Source organism: Bacillus sp. DX4.1 (assembly GCF_030348195.1).
GTDB lineage: Bacteria > Bacillota > Bacilli > Bacillales > Bacillaceae_G > Bacillus_A.
Genome location: NZ_JAUCFT010000008.1, coordinates 943,748 through 962,184 on the forward strand (window position 1 = coordinate 943,748; position 18,437 = coordinate 962,184).

Consider the following 18,437-nt stretch of genomic DNA (forward strand, 5'->3'; position numbering starts at 1 on the left):
CGTATATTTTCACTTGTGTTCAAAATTAACCTCTCCAATCTTGGACGATAATTCCGTCACGAATTACAATTTGGCGTGCTGCCGCTTCCCCGATTTCACGATCATGGGTAATCATAATGATTGTTGAGCCTTGTTTGTTTAATTCGTAAAAGAGATCCATAATTTGTTTACTTGTTTTTGTGTCTAATGCACCGGTTGGTTCATCCGCTAAAATGAACTTTGGATTATTAACAATCGCACGAGCGACCGCAACACGCTGCTTTTGACCACCTGATAATTCATTTGGTAGGTGAGTTGCACGATCTGCCAGACCTACTTTTGTTAACGCGGCTAATGCACGCTCACGTCGTTCTTTTTTATCGATCCCAGCGTAAATAAGCGGTAATTCAACATTTTGTAGTGCTGTTAAACGAGGGAGTAGCATAAAGTTTTGGAATACAAATCCAATTTCTTTATTTCGAATATGTGCGAGTTCCGTTTCAGACATGCTAGAAATGTTTTGCCCAGCTAATGAATAGGTGCCAGTTGTTGGTTTATCTAAGCAACCAATGATATTCATTAATGTCGATTTACCTGAACCAGATGGACCCATAATGGAAGTGAATTCACCTTGGTTAAGTGTTACATCAATACCGTGTAAGATTTGAACTGTTTCTTTACCGTTTTGAAAGGATTTCGTGATGCCTTTTAAATCAATCATTGGGCGACAACCTCCATACCATCTTTTAAGTCTTTTCCTGGTTTAGAGATGATTTGGTCACCTTTCTTTACGCCAGTAACTTTTGCTTCGCCATCTGTTTCAAATTCAACTGTAACTGCTTGTTCTTTTGCCTTACCGTCTTTAATGATGAATACAACATGTTTATCACCTTTTTTCACGATACTGCTTTTCGGAACGACTGTACCACTTGCTTCACCTGACTTACTTGTTACATATACGTGGAAACCAGTTTGTAATTCTTCATTGTTATCTAATGTAACGATAAATTGATAGTTAGATACTGTTTTGTTCTCATCCAAGCTCTTTAATGGGGTTGAACTGATTTCTGTTACTTTACCTGTCCATGTCTTACCTGCTACCGTTTTTGATGTAACAGTTACTTCTTGCCCTATTTTTACTTGCGCCAATTCATATTCAGATAGTTGGCCTTTTACTTTTAATGGACCAGCAGTGCGAAGTGTAATACCACTCATACCAGTTTTTTCATCTATACCTTTTGTGATATCTTCAACTACACCATCAACTGGGCTTGTTACAGCAAGTGTATTTAATTTTTCGTTGTTTGCTTGAATCATTTGTGTTGCTTTTTCTACTTCGAATTTTTTCATTTCAAGCTGTGCTTCTTGCCCTTGAATCTCAGATTCAGTTGCTTTTAGCATTTCTTGTGGAGAACCAGCATTCTTATCTTTTTGCAATTTTTGCTTCGCTGCATCAATTTGTTTCTTTAGTAATGCTACTTCTTTTTCAGCTAACTTTTTTTGCATCTCTGCTTCCGTTACGCCTAACTTAATTGAAGGGTCATTATATTTAAATAGCAGTTGTCCTTTTTCTACTGTATCGCCTTTTTTAACAGAAAGGTCATATGTACCTTTTGATGGATCAAACGCAATGGTTTCTGTTCCGTTTGGAATCACTTCACCACCAAATTTTTGTGCGTTTTGTATGCTTTTCTCTGTCACTTTATAACCGCTGTATGCCATAGCTACGTCAGAACCACCACCAGTAAAAGTAAAATACGATCCTGCTGCGATTCCGATTGTTACTAAACCAGTAAGTAATACTTTATTTTTCTTTTTCATTTATCTCTCACCTTTTCGTTCGTTTTGGTATCTGTTTCTAAGTATAGGAGAGAGAGAGAATATGACAAATCGTTTTAACTTACAATAACATTACAATTTTGTAAGGTTGAGATGTTACGATATATATAGATGAAAAGCAGATTACTTGACGGTCTTTTTCTTTCTTACAATAATGTTGTATGTAGCAAAGGAGGAAAGAGAGTGGACAATTATTTTAGTGCTTTTCCAATAAAGTCATTTGTTCCATATTCGAAACAACATGTAATTATACTTCTTCTTATCGGTATAGGAGCTTATTTTCTTTATCATTGTCAGGGTATACTCCGCGAGCAGCAATGGAATATAATGATTCGATATACAATTGCCTTTCTTTTTATAGGAAGTGAAATTGGACTTGATGTGTGGCAAGTGAAGGCTGGAATTTTTCAGTTAAGTACATCATTGCCATTTGAGTTGTGTACGATTAGTTTATTATTAGCAACAATTATGATGTTAACAAAAAGTTATCGAATCTATGAGATTGTTTTTTTTACAGGTATTATTGGGGCATCACAAGCAATTTTAACGCCAAATTTACAATATGCTTTCCCGCATTTTCGCTTCATAGAATATTTCATCGCACATGTATTACTCATTTGGGCACCACTCTTTATGACGTGGGTGGAAGGGTATCGCCCTACTTTTCAATCGATTAAACGTACGATGATCTTTTTAAATATAATCATACCGATTGTGTCGATTGTGAATTACATGACTGGCGGTAATTATATGTTTTTGGCACATAAACTAGAAACAGCATCATTGCTTGATGTGTTAGGGCCTCATCCGTATTATATTATTTCACTTGAAATCGTTGCATTTATGGGATGCTTGCTATTATATATGCCATTTGCGAGAAAAGAAACGAATATACAAAAAGAATCACTAGGCTCATAGTCTAGTGATTCTTTTTGTGCAGAAAATATTTACAATTCTGAAAATTATTTATAGAATAAATTTATGGGGAGGGAAGGGGAGAATGTCTAAAAGGATCGTAGTTCATAGTTTTGAAGTTTTGTTACAATTATTTCTATCTATTATAGGTATCATTTGCGTAGGAGCTTTACCAGGGTTATTTCAAGGTTTGCAAATGAATGTTTCTAATTATATACAGACATTAAAACAACTAGGTGTGGGACTATTACATATTTCATCATTAACGTATATTCCGATTACACAGAGTAAACACCCAGAGCCACGCGACTTATTTCCACAATTGTTTGTACACTATAAAGAGACAATGATTGTCTTTTTAGCTTCATTTTTTATTTCACTGATTGTCGCTTTTGTCATTGTATACATTTTATTACGAAGTAACGAAAAGTTCCAAAAAAGAATCAAATCTTTTCTACTATTGTTAGAGTCTATTCCAGATATTTTACTGATTATCGGTTCTCAGCTCTTTGTTATTTGGATTTTTCAACAAACGGGTATTTTAGCAGTAAATATTGCAGGGGTGGGCGGGAAATCTGTAATTGGTTTGCCAATTATATGTTTAAGTTTACCCACTACCATCATGTTTGTTAAATTGCTAATGCTGCGCTTTGATACGGAATTGGAAAAAGATTATGTGCTATTTGCAAAAGCAAAAGGACTAGATACATTTTATATTTTAAATCATCATGTTTTGCGAAATGTATTATTAAGTACGTTATATTTTGCAAAAACAAATATTTGGTTTATGTTATCCAATCTATATATTATTGAGTATTTGTTTAACACGCTTGGTATTTTTATATTCATCAGAGAGCATCCGACAGTTGAAATATTTACGGTAAGTTTACTGTTACTGTATATACCAATTTTTATTATCTTTAAGTTAGCTCATTATTTTGTTCCTGCTTCCATAAAGGAGGCGAAATAAGATGTGGTCATTCTTAAAGCGCGATAAGCGTTTTTGGTTCGGTCTTCTATTCTTGGTAAGTATAGTTCTAGCTAGCATTGGAAATACAATATGGAACAACGGAGAGATTCGCAGAGTATCTATTTTGTATGATTATGATGGAAAAGGTGGTGTACTAGCAGCTCCTTTTCCACCATCATGGCAATTTTGGTTAGGGACGGATCGAAAAGGATATGATTTATTGCACTTAATTGTAGAAGGTGGGAAATGGACGATTGGCATTGCTCTTCTTATTGCGTTGTTGCGTGTTCTGTTTGGTATCCTTTTTGGTGTCCTTTTAGGGACGTATGTAAAACGTGGCTTTGCAAAAATAGAAGCGTTTTTTGATAGTTTTACAGTCATTCCGATGGTTATGATTGCCTATTTTATGTTGCGGAGTGCAATTGTGTTTGGAAATGGTGAAATGACATCTTCTTTTTATGAACGAGCATCGTTTGAAGTTATTTTATTGACAGTTCTTGCAGTGCCAACACTTGCAATTTATGTAGCAAATGAAGTACGGAAATTATTTACAGAAGAATTTATTGATGCTGCAAGAATACTTGGGGGTAGTAAACGACATATTGTCTTCAAACATATATTTCCTCATTTGTATACAAGCTTTGTTATTGTCTTTATCCAACAATTTGTACAAGCGCTTATTATTTTATTACATTTAGGAATGCTTGGTTTATTTTTTGGGGGGACAATTGTTTTTTATGGTGAGGATATAGATTCTGTTACTCATGAATGGTCTGGTTTAATTGGGACGTATTTTAGATCTTTAACGGTTCATCCATGGATTCCTCTTGTACCCATTATGTTTTTTGGTTTAACCATTTTTTCAGGGAATATCATGGTGCTAAGCATACAGCAAGCAATGGCGAAGGCTAGATTGGGAGAAGGAGTAAAGACAGAGAAGATAGAGGAAACAAAGTCTTTATCCCAGCCGAAAGAAGATTTATTTACGTTTAAGCATACTATATAAATACAAATTAAAAAACCGACATAAAGTGAAACTTTAATCAGTGGGGGGGGTTCTTCATCCCCCACTGATTATTAGCCCTGACCAATCGGGCTTTTACGGGCAGTTTATCCCACACCTAACTTCTTTGCTTTCTGCAGAAATTTGAGGTGGGGGTATTACTGCCCGTTAATGCGGGATAAAACCCTTCTTTTTAGGTGGGAGAGAGCATCCGGCCATGCATAGAAGCAGTCAGATCTTTTTCCTGCCCCAGACACAGTGAAAACAAAGAGAGAAAACGAGTGCAGGTCACCTTTTGATCCATAGCCGCGAAGGTAGTAGTGGTAAAAGAGGGTGGTCGCACATTAAAAGAAGCACTCATTCTTGTACGAATGAGTGCTTCTTCACTTTATTTTGTAGAAACTTCACCTTCTGCTTGTGTCTGTGGTAGGAAGTAACCGATAATACCGCCAACGATTGCTGGAACAATCCACCCAATTCCTAATTTGTAAAAGGGAATTGTACTTACGATAGATGAAATAGCAGCTGGCATCATTCCTACATTATCAAGTGCGTGAATGCAGCTAATGATAAATGCCACAACCATTGCACCGATGTATACAGATGGTTTACATTTCGTATATCTATCAATAAATGATACGAAAATTAAGATGATTGTAATCGGATAGAGAATAATTAACACAGGTAATGTAATTTTGAGTAATAGGCTTAATCCTAGGTTTGAAACGATAAAACTAAAGATACAAACATATAATACGAGCTTTTTATAAGAAACATTTTTCAATATGCTTGTGAAATAGTTAGCGAAAGCACTGACTACACCAATAGCTGTCGTTAAGCAAGCAAATATAATGGCGATGCTGAGTAGAATATTACCGCTTGTCCCAAATAACTGATACATCACAGTTGCTAACAGCTGTCCGCCGTTTTCAAATTGTCCTAGGTTTCCGCTTGATGCCCCGATATATCCGAGTAAGAAATAAACGATTGTTAAGAAGAGAGCAGCAATGCTTCCGCAAATAATCGTATATTTTGCAATTGCCGTTTTTTCTTGTACACCATTTTGACGAATGGCATTGACGACAATTGTTGACAAAACGAGAGCACCGATCGCATCTAATGTTAAAAACCCTTCTAAAAATCCTTTGAAAAATGGAATCTCTTTATAATCACCAACGGGAGCTACAAACGAACCTGTTGGTGAAATAATGGCTTTTGTTGCCATAATTGCAATGATTCCAAGTAAGATTGGTGTTAATATTTTTCCGATATGATCAACTAATTTGGATGGGTTTAATGATAAGAAGTAAACAACCGTAAAGAAAATAAAGCTAAAAAGTAACATGGAATACCATTGTTCTTGGAAAAGTGGTGCGATCCCAATTTCATATGAAACAGATCCAGTTCGTGGAATAACAAATAGTGGTCCGATTGAAAGATAGATAATAATGGCTAATACTGCTGCAAATTTTGGATGAACACGGCTCGCTAGATTTTTGAAACTACCACCTGCAAGAGCGACGGCAACAATTGCTAATAATGACAACCCTACATCCGTAATAATAAAACCTGAAATAGAAATCCACATGTTTTTCCCTGAAGAAAGCCCAAGAAGAGGCGGGAAAATCATATTACCAGCACCGAAGAAAATCGCAAATAGCAATAAGCTAATCGAGAGAATTTGCGATGGCTTTAAAGTTGTACGCATATATAGAAAATCCTCCTAAACATCATTTCGTCGAAAATTCAAACAATTTGTCGAGTAACTGTTTTAATTTTAAAGGTCTGATGATTAGAAAGCAACAGTGAATTTTAAATTATTTAAAAATTAATGCGTTAAGTTGAATAATTATGCTTTTTTATATGTCCCCAATCTGTGGTGGTATATTACGTTTACATGTGTTTTTTTCACTAACAAAAATGTGTGAAGTGTGGTTACAGAAAGAGTTAAAGATGCAAAAAAACGGATTTGAAAGAAGTTTGCTATGTGGAGTGGACAAAAGGGGAACACCTTTTTATCCAAAGATATTAATAAGAAATATGCACATATCTTTTCGATATGTGCATATGAAATAGTTAAAAATAAATTTGTCTGTCTCGTTCTTCTTTTAATATTTCAACAGCTTCACGGAAGCGTTGGGAATGAACAATTTCACGTTCTCGTAAAAAGCGTAAACTATCATTTATATCAGGGTCATCTGATAGATTAATGAGCCATTGATAGGTTGCTCTCGCTTTTTCTTCTGCTGCGATATCTTCATATAAATCTGCGATTGGATCTCCTTTTGCCTGTATGTATGTTGCTGTAAATGGAACGCCCCCTGCGTTGTGATAAAATAATGCACTATCATGATTGGCGTACTGAGCATCAAGTCCAGCTGCCTTCATTTGTTCAGGTGTTGCGTCTTTTGTTAATTTATAAATCATTGTTGCAATCATTTCAAGGTGTGCAAATTCTTCTGTTCCGATGTCTGTCAATAAACCAATGACTTGATCTGGAATCGTATAGCGTTGATTTAAATAACGGAGGGCAGCAGCTAATTCTCCATCTGCACCGCCGTACTGCTCGACTAATAATTTTGCAAGTGCTGGATTACAAGTACTGACTTTTACAGGGTACTGCAATTTTTTTTCATAAATCCACATAGTGTATCTCCTTTATATTTGCCATGGCCAAGGACCTTTGCTCCATTCCCATGGAGCGTTAGAGTAGCTATTCCCATACTGCTGAAGCGGACCGTATTTCTCCTCGATTTGCTGTTTTAGTAGCCTTCGTTTATAAGAAAAATCATTGAACTGTTTAATAGATGTAACGTCATCGGGGTGTGTATCTAAATACAAGGTAAGTTCTATTAATACAAAATCGAGTTCTTGCAGTTCTTCCATCCATTTATAAAATTCATCTGGCAATGTTTGAGCCACGATGGTTCTCACCGCCCTTTCTTATATGGATTTTCATAATAATCATAAAAAGCAGGCCATAAAGTGCCTTTTTTTAATGCTTCTTTTGGCGGGAATTGTGGCAAATTTGGTGGTTGAAATCCCATATATAAATGAGGAGGAGTTGAGTAATATTTCTTTCCAAGGGGAGGACAAGGATCATTTGGGCCATGGTACGGTGTGTATGATTTCATAAATTTATCCATGATATAAACCTCCTTTATCAAACGATATCACTATGTATTGTATTCAGACATAATTGCCATTTATGACTCATATAGAAAAACTAATAGGGACAAGGGGGAGAATATGTGGATAATATTAAAAACTCTATTGTATTAGAGGTACGAAATTTGAAGGAAACACTATATTTTTATGAAGGTGTATTAGGGCTTGAGCCTAGTAGGAAGCGTCCACAATTAGATGTACCTGGAGTATGGTACGATATCGGCTCAATAAGGATTTGTTTTATAGTAAATAAGAAAAGAAGAGATGTATCTGATGAAACACTATCGACGCAAATAGAATTAAATTTACCGTTTTGTGATCTGGAAAAGGTTCAGAAAAAGTTAGAATTCTATCGTGTGGCATATAAAGAAATAGCGGATGACCATGAGGAGAAAAAATCTATCATTGTGTATGATCCAGATCAATATAGACTTCAAATTGATTCATCAGTTAGAAGGAAAGAAAGTAGTTAAAATTCCCGTTATGTACATACAAATATGTTTCGCCAATATAAATAATAAGGAATGTATGTTGCAAGGGGGCGTAATAGAATGGACCGAACCTATGAAGAAAGTGCGTTATTTGAACATAAATTTTGGTTGAAGGTTCTTGGCGATCATGCACAGTTTCTGACAGATGCACTAGCTCCAAAAGAAACGGAAGATATTCAAACAGCGATGGGGTTTGTGCAAACCTTTGATAGGCTTTTACGTAATATACACACTGTTAATTTGGTTGACTTTGCGAAAAAGGCAAAAGAAGTAGCAGAGAAGTTTAGAGAATTTAAGCTGAGTATATTAAGGAAGCAGTTAGAAAGAAAAGTTGTCATTAGTTTTACCCCGACATTTCTCAATCATATGGTGAGTGAAGTAGAAGAGTACATAACCGTCCTAGAATATTTAATAAAAGCAGAAGTACCGCCTGTTTTCCATGAATTACATTATCACCTCGTCTGGTTAACGGATGCAGCGGGGCATGCCGGTGCAATAAAAAGCAAGTTAGACCTTGTTGAAAAACGACTAAAAGAGAAGAGTGCTGAATATGAAAAGCATTTTGAACAATTTTACTTAAAAGCTTTGGAAATGACCGGTTATTTGCGGACAGAACTACACTCTTTTCCAGCTCTAAAGAAATTTACAAAAGATGTTTCATTAGAATTAACTTTATTTTCGAGGTTTCTTCATGAATTGGAGGAGTTAGAGTTGTCTGAGCAAATATTAGGTTCATTATCTGGAAGAATGGCAGACCATATGGCAAGAGAAGAATGTTATTATTTATTGAAATTAGCGCAGGCTTCTGGATTGGAAATACCAAAGTGTAATCCGCTTTGAGAATACACAAAAAGCCGCAATCATGTGGCTTTTTGTGTATTTGTTTTTTCTTTTTTCTTGATTGTTTGTTGTTTTACTTCTTCAATGCTAGCATTTAATGTTTCCATAATATTTATAATGTCTTTTGGATGAGACATGATTTCAGTCTCTTGTTGTTTTCCAATTTTTTCTTCAATAAAATCAAGAAGGGCTTCTCGATATTCATCTGTATATTCTTCAGGAACAAAGGGAGTTGTAAGATGATGAATTAAGTTCATTGCTGTAACTACTTCTTGTTTTTGGAGTGGTGTCTCTTCGTTCTTAGGGAGATCTGGAATGTCTCGTATGTTTCGTATTTCATCTGGATAGTGAATAGTTTGTAGAATGAGTCCTTCTTGAAAACTACGAATAATAGCTAAGTGTGTTTTTTTGCGAACAGAAATATGAACAAGTCCAAGTTTGTTTGTTCGTTCAAGTGCTTCTTTTAGTAATAAATATGCCTTTTCTGAACCTGATGTAGGACCGATAAAGTATGAACGGTCGAAAAAAATAGAGTCAACTTCATCGTTTTGAACAAAAGAAAGAATACGAATTGCTCTTGGTTCAAGTGCTTTTTGTAGATCAGCTAATTCTTTATCTTCCAAGATAATATATTTATGTGGCTCGTATTCATAAGCTTTTACAATATCTTCTTCATTAATGTCATCATCGGAACAGTCAGGAGCAATCTTTTTATATTTAATCGGAGTAAGGCATTCCTTATGAAGGTGTAGAAACTTAATATCTTTTTCTTCTACAGCACTATATAATTTGATGCCGATTTTTAATAAACCAAGTGAGAGAGAGCCTTTCCATATTGTATGCATATGAGTTTCCTCCTTATAGAAAGAAGATGAATATATGTATTATATGGATGTAAGAAAACCTCTATTCATTCTTCCACTTTTCGTATAGTATTTCTCTCTTCTTAGGGGATGCTAGAAAGTGAATGTGGAAAAGGAGGAATAGCGAATGCAATTAGCTACACATGAATTACGAGACTTAAGTGAATTGATTCTGGGTTGTTACAACACGATTAATACAATGGCTACCTATATTCAACAAGCACAGGAACCTGAATTAAAGCAAATGTTGCAGCAACACCTTCCGCTTCATGTACAGGCCTATAATTTTAAAGTGGGATTTGTACAAAGTGAGTCGACTCCAAATATTTCACAGTTTCAGCCCTCAAAATTAAATCCAGTATTAGCTTCTTTTACACAAGCATCCGTCCGAGAATACCCACCAATTACACCAAGTATGGCTGCGCAGCCAGCTAATGATCGATCAATTGCTACAGGTTATTTATTACATCAAAAATCTTCGGCATTAAATTATGCGGGTTCTTTATTAGAATTTGCAAACCCAGATTTAAGAACAGTTTTGGAAATCTCATTTTTAAATAGTAGTCGACATGCTTATGATATTTGGCAGTATATGGTGAAGAAAGGGTATTATCCGTTATCACCAGCACCGCAATCTGAAATACAAGCGATAGCAAGTATCTATCAACCGTTACAATAAACCCCTTCTTTTTAGGTGGGAGAGAGCATCCGGCCATGCATAGAAGCGGTCAGATCCTTTTCCTGCCCCATGCCAAGTAAAAACAAAGAGAGAAAACGAGTGCAGGTCACCTTTTGTTATCCATAGCCGCGGCTATATGTCGAAAAATCAAAATGGATTTATATAACTTCTTTGCTTCCTACTGAACTTTGAGGTGAAGGTATTACTGCCCACAAATAGCGGGATAAATAGAAAAGGATTGACAAGTTCTATCAAATATTTTAAGGTTATTTTATAAAATTGCGTATATAAAGGGGAGTAACTTATTACAATAAAGTCGTCATTACAGGGAGAAACCCTCGGCTTTATTGGCAACAATTTTGTTGTTAGTGAGACCTTTACCAGCAATGGTAAGGGCCCCTTATTGTCTTTTTAGGACCTTTGCCATGTTTGGTAAAGGTCCTTTTTGTATATAGAAGAAGGAGAGGTTCTCAATGAAAAAGTTTATCAACCGATTTCGATTTATGCTTCAGTTTCGTCGGTTTGGCCCATTTTTATATGACTTTTTTACATCAAAAGAAGTCGCTGTTCAGAAGAAAATCATATCAATTGGTTTTCTAATTGGATATGTAGTATTTCCATTTGATATAATTCCAGATTTTCTTTTCTTATTTGGTGTGCTAGATGATATTGCGGTCGTTACGTTTATCTTGCAGCGAATTGTGAAAATCGCACCGCCTCACCTACAAGAAAAATACAAATTAAACAAAGGGTAGGAGTTAACAAATGGAGCAGTTGATTTTAGATGTGATTGAATATTTAAAGCAGTTTTCTTATTTTGGTGTCGTTCTGGCGTTAACATTTGAATTTATTCCAGCAGAAATTGTATTGCCACTTGTTGGGTACTGGGTGTACGAAGGTGATATGAATTTTTGGCTAGCGGTATTAGCAGGGACAATCGGAGGAACGACAGGACCGCTAACACTATATGCTCTTGGCTATTATGGTGGTCGTCCGTTATTAATCAAATATGGAAAATACTTTTTTATAAAAGAAGAACAAATTCAAAAGGCAGACGACTTTTTTGGGAAATATGGCCCGATTGTAGCATTTGCGGGGAGATTTGTCCCAGGAGTTCGTACACTTATATCCGTTCCATGCGGAATGGCAAAAATGAATATTTGGCAGTTTAGCATTTACACATTTTTAGCGATGTTGCCATTAACGACGTTATATGTATATGTAGGTATGAAGCTTGGGCCTCATTGGAACAAAGCAGGTGCGATGGTAGAACAATATATGCTACCGATGCTAGGAGTAGTTTGTGTTGTTGTAGGGGGGATTTTAATCTATAAATTTGTGAAAAAGAAAAATAAAGCAGAGTCTATGTGAAAACGCCTATAGAGCGTTTTCTTTATGTGGAAATATATAAATACAAATAAAAAAATCGACATAAACCCCTTTTTTTTAGGTGGGAGAGAGCATCCGTCCATGCATAGAAGCGGTCAGATCTTTTTCCTGCCCCATGCGAAGTGAAAACAAAGAGAGAAAACGAGTACAGGTCACCTTTTGTTATCCATAGCCGCGGCTTATATGTCGAAAAATCAAAATGGATTTATATAGATGAATTATACATGGAAAATATGGTTTACACATTAGTTATAAAGTTTATCCTGCTATTTGTGGGCGATAATACCCTCACCGCAAAATTCAGCAGGAAGGAAAGAAGTTAGGTGTGGGATAAAGAAAACCCCACTGATCAAAGTTTCACTTTATGCCATTCTTCGCCATGAAGGGGAATTCACTTTATGTTAGAATAAAAACAGATGAAAAACTAAAGGAGCGAATTACGTGGAACAGAAAAAGATAAAAAGAATCCTTGAATATATATGGATCGCCGTAGTGCTTCTCGTTGGATATTACTTTTTGAAAGAAAAAAGCATATGGGTTCTTTTTCTTATGACATTTTTATTAGCGGGACTAGGAACGTTATTTATTAACTTTTTCTTCGAGAGTATGAATGCTTGGAAAAAGAAAAAGGCAGAAACAAAACGATAAAGCAGAAGTGGAAACTGGCATATCAATTTGTCGTGATGATAATTGTAATCACAGTTGGCATTGTGAACTATGCTTCACCACTCGGAGATTGGGCTTGGTTTACAGCTTGCATCGGCATATTTTTCATTCTACAAACGGTAACAGGAAAAGAAACAAGAACGTAAGAAAAGCTCGCCAATGCGGCGAGCTTTCTTTTAGGCTTCTTTTTTCTCATCGGTATTTTTTTCGGTAAGTAAATGGCTATTGTGCCTAGAGTAGAAGAAATAGACACATAGTCCAATTGCAAGCCAGATAGCAAAACCTTTCCATGTTGTTGCAGAAAGATTAATCATTAAATATATACAACAACAGATTGCAACGATTGGTAATACGGGTACGAATGGAGCGCGGAAACCTCGCTGTAAATTTGGATGTGTTTTTCGTAAAATAAGTACAGCGAAGCAAACGAATGAAAAGGCGGTTAGTGTACCGATATTTACTAAATTCGCAAGCAAATGTAGATCTATTAAGCCTGCTAATAATGCGGCCGCAATCCCAGTAATCCATGTGTTTAATAACGGTATTTTTACTCTTTGATTGACGCGTGCCAATGCTTTTGGAAGGAGACCATCCCGGCTCATCGCGTAGGAAACGCGAACTTGTCCATACATAACGACTAAAATAACAGTCGTCATTCCGGTCATTGCTCCGACGGCTAATAAACCGGCAATTGTATCTTCACCAACAAACTGAAGAGCAAAAGCAACTGGGTCCGAAACATCTAACTGTGTATAAGGAACCATACCTGTTAACACAAAGGATACAATCATATACAAGACAGTACAGATGAGAAGGGAACCGATAATACCAATCGGTAAATCACGCTGTGGTCTTTTCGTTTCTTCAGCGGCTGTTGCAATGGCATCAAAGCCTAAGAAAGCAAAGAAGACTGTCGCTGCACCTGTAATGATTCCATCATATCCAAATGGTAAAAACGGTGTCCAGTTTTCTGGTTTTACATATTTAGCACCTGCTACGATAAAGGCAATGATAACCGCTAATTTAATTAATACCATTACGTTATTAATGCGAGCGCTTTCGCGGACTCCGCGGCTAAGAAGTAGTGTAATGAAAAGTAAAATACATACAGCTGGTAAATCAATTATTCCCCCTTTTCCCATACCGGGGGCCGAGGCAATGATGGCGGGTAGATGAATATTAAAACCATGCAGCAACGATTGTAAATACCCTGACCAGCCAACAGCTACCGCTGCAACGGCTAGCAAGTATTCAAGCATTAAACACCAGCCAACAATGAACGCAACAACTTCTCCAACTGTCATATACGCATACGTGTAAACGCTCCCGGAAATGGGGATGGAGGAAGCAAATTCTGCATAACAGAAGGCAACACAAGCACAAGTAAACGCAGCAATCAGAAAGGATAACATAATACCAGGACCAGAATGCTTAGCAGCAACGATCCCTGTTAAAACGAAAATGCCTGTCCCAATTACAGCCCCAATGCCTAAAAAGGTTAAATCTAATGCAGTTAATGTTCTTTGCAGCTGCCGTGGTGATTCAGTCGTCAACGGTTTTTTTCGTAATAATGATTTCACATGGACTCTCCTCTCTCCTGATCAATCGCCACAACTGCGAATTATAATATGAGTCCATTACAAAATAGAATGTAAGTGAATAGAGGTACAGTTGTGTATTGTTTTAATATAGGATTGCTGTAGTCATTTTATTATAATTCAGAATATTTTGTCAAATAAAATTATAACAAATAAAATCACACTTGTACGGAAAAACTATCTTCATGAATAAAAGCATTTTTGAAAGTAGGAGAAGATAGTATGCTGTTTTATTTTGAACTTGTCGTTATTTTACTTTGTACGAAGTTGGCTGGTGATATTAGCGTTAAACTTGGTCAGCCATCTGTATTAGGTAAATTAATTATCGGGATTATTATCGGTCCCGCTGTCTTTGGAATTATTAATAGTTCAGAGCTTATTGATGAACTAAGTGAAATTGGTGTATTGTTACTGATGTTTATAGCGGGGCTGGAGACAGATTTAGAGGAATTAAATCGTAATCTGAAATCTTCGTTTGCTGTAGCGGTAGGCGGTATTATTTTTCCATTTTCCGGCGGGTATCTTGCAGGTTTAGCCTTTGGAATGCTACAATCGCATGCGATTTTTCTAGGGCTACTCCTTTGTGCTACTTCTGTGAGTATCTCTGTTCAAACATTGCGAGACTTAGGAAAAATGAACACAAGGGAAAGTACAACGATTTTAGGGGCTGCTGTTTTTGATGACATCATTGTTGTCATTTTGTTAGCATTTGTAATGAGTTTTTTAGGTACACAAGATGTAAATCTCACACTTGTGATTGCAAAGAAAATCATCTTTTTCGTCAGCATTGTTCTGATTGGCTGGAAGGGTGTTCCGTTTATTATGAAAATGTTGTCACCACTTCGCGTATCAGAAGCATTAATTAGTGCCGCACTAATCATTTGTTTTTCATTTGCGTATTATAGCGAGGCTATGGGGATTGCTGGGATTATTGGAGCGTTTGCAGCAGGAATCGCCATTTCACAAACGACATATAAGCATGAGGTAGAACATAAAATAGAGCCGATTGCTTACGCGATTTTCGTGCCAGTCTTTTTTGTTAGCATCGGTATGGAAATTACGTTTCAAGGAATCGGGGATCAAATATGGTTTATTGTCATTACGACCATTATTGCGATACTGACAAAATTAATTGGATCTGGTTTAGGAGCAAGATTAACCGGTTTCAATTTACAATCTTCTATTAGTATTGGTGCTGGTATGGTATCAAGGGGAGAGGTGGCCTTAATCATAGCTTCCAATGGACTTGCAGCGAATATGCTAGCGAAGGAAAATTTCACATCTATTGTCATCGTTGTTATTTTAACGACAATTATTACGCCGCCACTATTGAAGAAATATTTTGTCTAAAAAAAGGAGCTTATTGCATTTTGATAAGCTCCTTTCTGTCGGCTCGATCCTGCACGCGATGTGATTCTATACAACCTATAAATGATTACGTGCAAAAGTTGTGCTTGGCTGAGGTACGACTGTTTTAAAATGGGAAAATAAATAACAGCCAGTAACCACAACGAAAGTGCCGAAGATTTGAACCCACGTAATTTGTTCTCCTAGGAAAAGAAACGCTAAAATAGCGGTAAAGATTGGATTGAAATTTAGAAAAATACCAGACGTAGTTGCTCCTAATTTTTGAACACCAATATTCCAAAATACCATACAGACAACAGTTGAGATTACACCTGTGTATAGTAATGAGGTGATAAATGAAGCGTCGATATGAGAAACAGTAAACTGAGAAATGTTAAATGGAAGCAGTATGATGACACCGAAAATTCCAGAATATAATGTCGCCATTATCGGTGTTGTTTTCTTTGTTGCCCATTTGCTGCAAACAGAATAGATGCCCCATATACAGACAGCGGCTATCATCCATAAATCCCCGCTATTGAAATGTAATGAAAATAACAGTGCTATATTTCCTTTTGAAAGTACGAGAACAACGCCAAATAAAGAAAGAATCATAGAAAGAATTTGAAGCGTGTTTATTTTTTCTTTTAAGAATAAAGACGAAAATAGAGCAATTGAAATTGCATTTAATGTAGAAATGAGTCCAACGTTTGTTGCAGATGTTTGTTCTAGTGCTAGAAATTGAAAAATGTTAAAGAGAACAACACCAGTTAATCCCATGAATAGTAAGGGAAGGATTGCACCACGCGGCGGCAAAATTTTCTTTTCTTTGAACCAGACAAGCGGTAATAGACAAATGATCGCAATCATCCATCGTAAGCTAGTAAGAGTCATTGGAGAAGCATGATTGACAAGTGATTTTCCAACAACAAAGTTTCCACCCCAGAGTAAGCTTGTTAACAGTAATAAAAAAACATAAAAGTACGGCATATTATGAAACCCCTTTTCAAAAGTAAGAAAGATGAATAACTGAATTGTAAATAATTTTAACATTTTTCTTGTTTATCCTATATGTTGTTTTGTATAATTGATAAAATTCAAAATAATAATAGGTAAAGTGTCTTATTCGGCGACTTTTATTCAATTTTGCGATGAGTAGGATATGTTTTTTCGAAGAATCGTCGGTCAGAAAAGAGAGAACAGGGGGTTACTTACATGGAATCGTCCATTATTAAAGTGTTAGATGATTTAGACCTTCAAATTTTAGATGTATTGCAAAAAGAATCACAGGTAAGCAACGCAGAGCTTGCGCGCCGCGTCAATTTGTCACCACCTGCGATGCATGCACGGGTAAAACGCTTGGAAAGTGAAGGGTTTATTGATAAGCAAGTTGCGATATTAAATCAGGAGAAACTTGGCTTTGACTTATTATGTTTTATTTTTATGAGCACAAACATTCATCAAGCTGAAAAACTAGAAGTATTAGAAAGAGAATTGAAATCTATGCCTGAAGTACTGGAATGTCATTGCTTAACAGGGGAGTACGATTATCTTTTAAAAGTAGCAAACCGAGATCGGAAGGAACTCGAGTGTTTTATTAGAAAGTTAAATAAGCTCGGGATTACGCGGATTCAAACGAGCTTAGCGCTAAGGGAGATTAAGTATTCGACTGTGTTGCCGATACGAAATGAGAAAACAAGCACCGAATGATAGTGGTGCTTGTTTGGATTATCAACACTAATAATCGTGCTTTGTTAGGTTCACCCGAGGGTAAAGTATTTTTCCTAACAGATATACAAGGTTCAGAAAAAGGAAATATAGTAACTAATTATTCTTTAAATCAGTTTATTAAAGAACATGAGATTTCTGGCTTAGAGTGGAATACTCTTTATGAAATTACAATTTAAGATTCGAAGAAACAATAAAAAGAGTTTCCAAACATACATGCTTCTTTGTAAGTTAAACTTATTCAACTAACGCATGCGTTAGCTGAAGCTCACGATTTGGGGGTGTAGAGAATGAAGTTTGAATATCAATTAACTGGTTTAGGTTGGGCTGATGGAATTATTGAAATCAATAATCAGGAACACTATTTTGGAATTAGTTATCTAACAGATGGATTAGGGGATTTTTTGAATGGACTTATGCTGTTAAATAAATATTGTGTTCCAGATGATGAGTGTAGAGAAAATGTTAGTTTAGAATGGGACTCTGAACCAGCAGGTACAAATATATTTTTACAATTGATAGAAGATGATACGCTTTTTATAAAGGCTATAAGTTATAAAGACCTTAATTTGAAACTGAGTCCAAAAGTAAAAATAGAAACAAAATGTTCTTATACTGAATTTTTACGAAACGTAATTAAGGAAATAGATTTATTAATAAAAAAATATGGAATCGTAGGATATCGTGAAACATGGTATGAGCATGATTTTCCTTTAAGTACTTTTTTAAAATTAAAACACTACATTGTTAATTCAAAAAGATATACTACGCAATTGGTAGAAGTGTATGGAGACGGATTAGAAAAAACCGATTTACAAAATGATCTTGATTTATTAATGATGAAAATTTAATTTCTAATTCAACTAACGCATGCGTTAGTTGAATAACAGCAAAAGATGTTGTTGTGGTAAATGAGGTCATATGTAGTACAAAAAAGGATAGATGCAATCAGGTATTCTTCC

The 18,437-nt window shown here is 35.9% G+C and carries 22 protein-coding genes; 13 read left to right on the forward strand and 9 right to left on the reverse strand.

The features are described from left to right. Positions 1-25: 25 nt before the first annotated feature. Positions 26-700 (reverse strand): ABC transporter ATP-binding protein, encoded by a 675-nt coding sequence (locus tag QUF99_RS07810; protein ID WP_289369335.1) that lies wholly within the window; start codon positions 698-700, stop codon positions 26-28. Next, positions 697-1,800 carry an efflux RND transporter periplasmic adaptor subunit gene (locus tag QUF99_RS07815; protein WP_289369336.1) on the reverse strand — a complete coding sequence of 368 codons (1,104 nt, stop codon included), beginning with the start codon at positions 1,798-1,800 and terminating at the stop codon, positions 697-699. The genes QUF99_RS07810 and QUF99_RS07815 overlap by 4 nt, the downstream gene beginning before the upstream one ends. Before the next feature lie 201 nt (positions 1,801-2,001). Between QUF99_RS07815 and QUF99_RS07820 the strand changes: the two genes are divergently transcribed. From QUF99_RS07820 to QUF99_RS07830, 3 genes are all read left to right on the forward strand, one after another. Continuing rightward, positions 2,002-2,736 carry a YwaF family protein gene (locus QUF99_RS07820; RefSeq protein WP_289369337.1) on the forward strand — a complete coding sequence of 245 codons (735 nt, stop codon included), beginning with the start codon at positions 2,002-2,004 and terminating at the stop codon, positions 2,734-2,736. 82 nt (positions 2,737-2,818) lie between these two features. Next, on the forward strand, positions 2,819-3,703 hold the full coding sequence (locus tag QUF99_RS07825; protein WP_289369338.1) for an ABC transporter permease subunit: 885 nt from the start codon (positions 2,819-2,821) through the stop codon (positions 3,701-3,703). Position 3,704: 1 nt separating this feature from the next. Beyond that, a complete protein-coding gene (locus tag QUF99_RS07830) occupies positions 3,705-4,709 on the forward strand; it encodes an ABC transporter permease (RefSeq protein ID WP_289369339.1) in 1,005 nt (334 codons plus the stop codon). Between the two features lie 385 nt (positions 4,710-5,094). Here QUF99_RS07830 and brnQ2 read toward each other — a convergent pair whose 3' ends face one another. The 4 genes from brnQ2 to QUF99_RS07850 all read right to left on the reverse strand — a co-directional run bounded on the left by brnQ2 (position 5,095) and on the right by QUF99_RS07850 (position 7,852). Further along, positions 5,095-6,414, reverse strand: coding sequence for a branched-chain amino acid transport system II carrier protein BrnQ2 (brnQ2, locus tag QUF99_RS07835; protein WP_289369340.1), 1,320 nt, complete (start codon positions 6,412-6,414; stop codon positions 5,095-5,097). A gap of 368 nt (positions 6,415-6,782) precedes the next feature. Further along, positions 6,783-7,352: a spore coat protein CotJC gene (cotJC, locus tag QUF99_RS07840; RefSeq protein WP_286123709.1), complete on the reverse strand. Its 570-nt coding sequence runs from the start codon at positions 7,350-7,352 to the stop codon at positions 6,783-6,785. A 12-nt stretch (positions 7,353-7,364) separates the two neighbouring features. Beyond that, positions 7,365-7,628: a spore coat protein CotJB gene (locus QUF99_RS07845; protein WP_289369341.1), complete on the reverse strand. Its 264-nt coding sequence runs from the start codon at positions 7,626-7,628 to the stop codon at positions 7,365-7,367. An 8-nt stretch (positions 7,629-7,636) separates the two neighbouring features. Continuing rightward, positions 7,637-7,852, reverse strand: coding sequence for a spore coat associated protein CotJA (locus tag QUF99_RS07850; protein WP_289369342.1), 216 nt, complete (start codon positions 7,850-7,852; stop codon positions 7,637-7,639). Between the two features lie 105 nt (positions 7,853-7,957). Here QUF99_RS07850 and QUF99_RS07855 point away from each other — a divergent pair, with 105 nt between their 5' ends. Continuing rightward, positions 7,958-8,347, forward strand: a complete 390-nt coding sequence (locus tag QUF99_RS07855; protein WP_289369343.1) for a VOC family protein — start codon at positions 7,958-7,960, stop codon at positions 8,345-8,347. A 78-nt stretch (positions 8,348-8,425) separates the two neighbouring features. Next, positions 8,426-9,205: a DUF2935 domain-containing protein gene (locus QUF99_RS07860; protein WP_289369344.1), complete on the forward strand. Its 780-nt coding sequence runs from the start codon at positions 8,426-8,428 to the stop codon at positions 9,203-9,205. A gap of 20 nt (positions 9,206-9,225) precedes the next feature. On the opposite strand, the gene ku is transcribed toward QUF99_RS07860, so the two are convergent. After that, entirely contained in the window at positions 9,226-10,050 is an 825-nt protein-coding gene (gene ku, locus QUF99_RS07865; RefSeq protein ID WP_289369345.1) for a non-homologous end joining protein Ku, read from the reverse strand. A 145-nt stretch (positions 10,051-10,195) separates the two neighbouring features. Between ku and QUF99_RS07870 the strand changes: the two genes are divergently transcribed. From QUF99_RS07870 to QUF99_RS07890, 5 genes are all read left to right on the forward strand, one after another. Next, complete coding sequence (locus tag QUF99_RS07870) at positions 10,196-10,747, forward strand: spore coat protein (protein ID WP_289369346.1); 552 nt, start codon at positions 10,196-10,198, stop codon at positions 10,745-10,747. 473 nt (positions 10,748-11,220) lie between these two features. Further along, the gene (locus QUF99_RS07875) at positions 11,221-11,502 is read left to right on the forward strand and encodes a YkvA family protein (protein ID WP_289369347.1); all 282 of its coding nucleotides are present in this window, start codon (positions 11,221-11,223) and stop codon (positions 11,500-11,502) included. 10 nt (positions 11,503-11,512) lie between these two features. Continuing rightward, positions 11,513-12,118, forward strand: a complete 606-nt coding sequence (locus QUF99_RS07880) for a DedA family protein (RefSeq protein ID WP_289369348.1) — start codon at positions 11,513-11,515, stop codon at positions 12,116-12,118. Between the two features lie 459 nt (positions 12,119-12,577). Further along, positions 12,578-12,784, forward strand: coding sequence for a hypothetical protein (locus QUF99_RS07885; protein ID WP_289369349.1), 207 nt, complete (start codon positions 12,578-12,580; stop codon positions 12,782-12,784). A 35-nt stretch (positions 12,785-12,819) separates the two neighbouring features. Next, entirely contained in the window at positions 12,820-12,948 is a 129-nt protein-coding gene (locus tag QUF99_RS07890; RefSeq protein ID WP_289374591.1) for an RpiR family transcriptional regulator, read from the forward strand. Between the two features lie 30 nt (positions 12,949-12,978). Here the strand turns inward: QUF99_RS07890 and bcaP are convergent, their stop codons facing one another. After that, on the reverse strand, positions 12,979-14,382 hold the full coding sequence (bcaP, locus tag QUF99_RS07895; RefSeq protein WP_289369350.1) for a branched-chain amino acid transporter BcaP: 1,404 nt from the start codon (positions 14,380-14,382) through the stop codon (positions 12,979-12,981). A 240-nt stretch (positions 14,383-14,622) separates the two neighbouring features. On the opposite strand from bcaP, the gene QUF99_RS07900 reads away from it, so the two are divergent. Then, complete coding sequence (locus QUF99_RS07900) at positions 14,623-15,750, forward strand: cation:proton antiporter (RefSeq protein ID WP_289369351.1); 1,128 nt, start codon at positions 14,623-14,625, stop codon at positions 15,748-15,750. A 75-nt stretch (positions 15,751-15,825) separates the two neighbouring features. On the opposite strand, the gene QUF99_RS07905 is transcribed toward QUF99_RS07900, so the two are convergent. Beyond that, positions 15,826-16,737 (reverse strand): DMT family transporter, encoded by a 912-nt coding sequence (locus QUF99_RS07905; RefSeq protein WP_289369352.1) that lies wholly within the window; start codon positions 16,735-16,737, stop codon positions 15,826-15,828. Positions 16,738-16,962: 225 nt separating this feature from the next. Here QUF99_RS07905 and QUF99_RS07910 point away from each other — a divergent pair, with 225 nt between their 5' ends. Together QUF99_RS07910 and QUF99_RS07915 are read left to right on the forward strand one after the other, a co-directional pair. Beyond that, positions 16,963-17,457, forward strand: a complete 495-nt coding sequence (locus QUF99_RS07910) for an Lrp/AsnC family transcriptional regulator (protein WP_289369353.1) — start codon at positions 16,963-16,965, stop codon at positions 17,455-17,457. 308 nt (positions 17,458-17,765) lie between these two features. Next, complete coding sequence (locus QUF99_RS07915) at positions 17,766-18,326, forward strand: hypothetical protein (protein WP_289369354.1); 561 nt, start codon at positions 17,766-17,768, stop codon at positions 18,324-18,326. Positions 18,327-18,437 lie beyond the last annotated feature (111 nt).

Coding starts and splice junctions, on each gene's coding strand:
- QUF99_RS07810 (WP_289369335.1), bottom strand. CDS start 700: ATGATTGATTTAAAAGGCATCACGAAATCCTTTCAAAACGGTAAAGAA.
- QUF99_RS07880 (WP_289369348.1), top strand. CDS start 11,513: ATGGAGCAGTTGATTTTAGATGTGATTGAATATTTAAAGCAGTTTTCT.
- cotJC (WP_286123709.1), bottom strand. CDS start 7,352: ATGTGGATTTATGAAAAAAAATTGCAGTACCCTGTAAAAGTCAGTACT.
- QUF99_RS07825 (WP_289369338.1), top strand. CDS start 2,819: ATGTCTAAAAGGATCGTAGTTCATAGTTTTGAAGTTTTGTTACAATTA.
- brnQ2 (WP_289369340.1), bottom strand. CDS start 6,414: ATGCGTACAACTTTAAAGCCATCGCAAATTCTCTCGATTAGCTTATTG.
- QUF99_RS07900 (WP_289369351.1), top strand. CDS start 14,623: ATGCTGTTTTATTTTGAACTTGTCGTTATTTTACTTTGTACGAAGTTG.
- QUF99_RS07850 (WP_289369342.1), bottom strand. CDS start 7,852: ATGGATAAATTTATGAAATCATACACACCGTACCATGGCCCAAATGAT.
- QUF99_RS07830 (WP_289369339.1), top strand. CDS start 3,705: ATGTGGTCATTCTTAAAGCGCGATAAGCGTTTTTGGTTCGGTCTTCTA.
- QUF99_RS07905 (WP_289369352.1), bottom strand. CDS start 16,737: ATGCCGTACTTTTATGTTTTTTTATTACTGTTAACAAGCTTACTCTGG.
- QUF99_RS07875 (WP_289369347.1), top strand. CDS start 11,221: ATGAAAAAGTTTATCAACCGATTTCGATTTATGCTTCAGTTTCGTCGG.
- QUF99_RS07910 (WP_289369353.1), top strand. CDS start 16,963: ATGGAATCGTCCATTATTAAAGTGTTAGATGATTTAGACCTTCAAATT.
- QUF99_RS07890 (WP_289374591.1), top strand. CDS start 12,820: ATGATAATTGTAATCACAGTTGGCATTGTGAACTATGCTTCACCACTC.
- QUF99_RS07870 (WP_289369346.1), top strand. CDS start 10,196: ATGCAATTAGCTACACATGAATTACGAGACTTAAGTGAATTGATTCTG.
- ku (WP_289369345.1), bottom strand. CDS start 10,050: ATGCATACAATATGGAAAGGCTCTCTCTCACTTGGTTTATTAAAAATC.
- QUF99_RS07860 (WP_289369344.1), top strand. CDS start 8,426: ATGGACCGAACCTATGAAGAAAGTGCGTTATTTGAACATAAATTTTGG.
- QUF99_RS07815 (WP_289369336.1), bottom strand. CDS start 1,800: ATGAAAAAGAAAAATAAAGTATTACTTACTGGTTTAGTAACAATCGGA.
- QUF99_RS07915 (WP_289369354.1), top strand. CDS start 17,766: ATGAAGTTTGAATATCAATTAACTGGTTTAGGTTGGGCTGATGGAATT.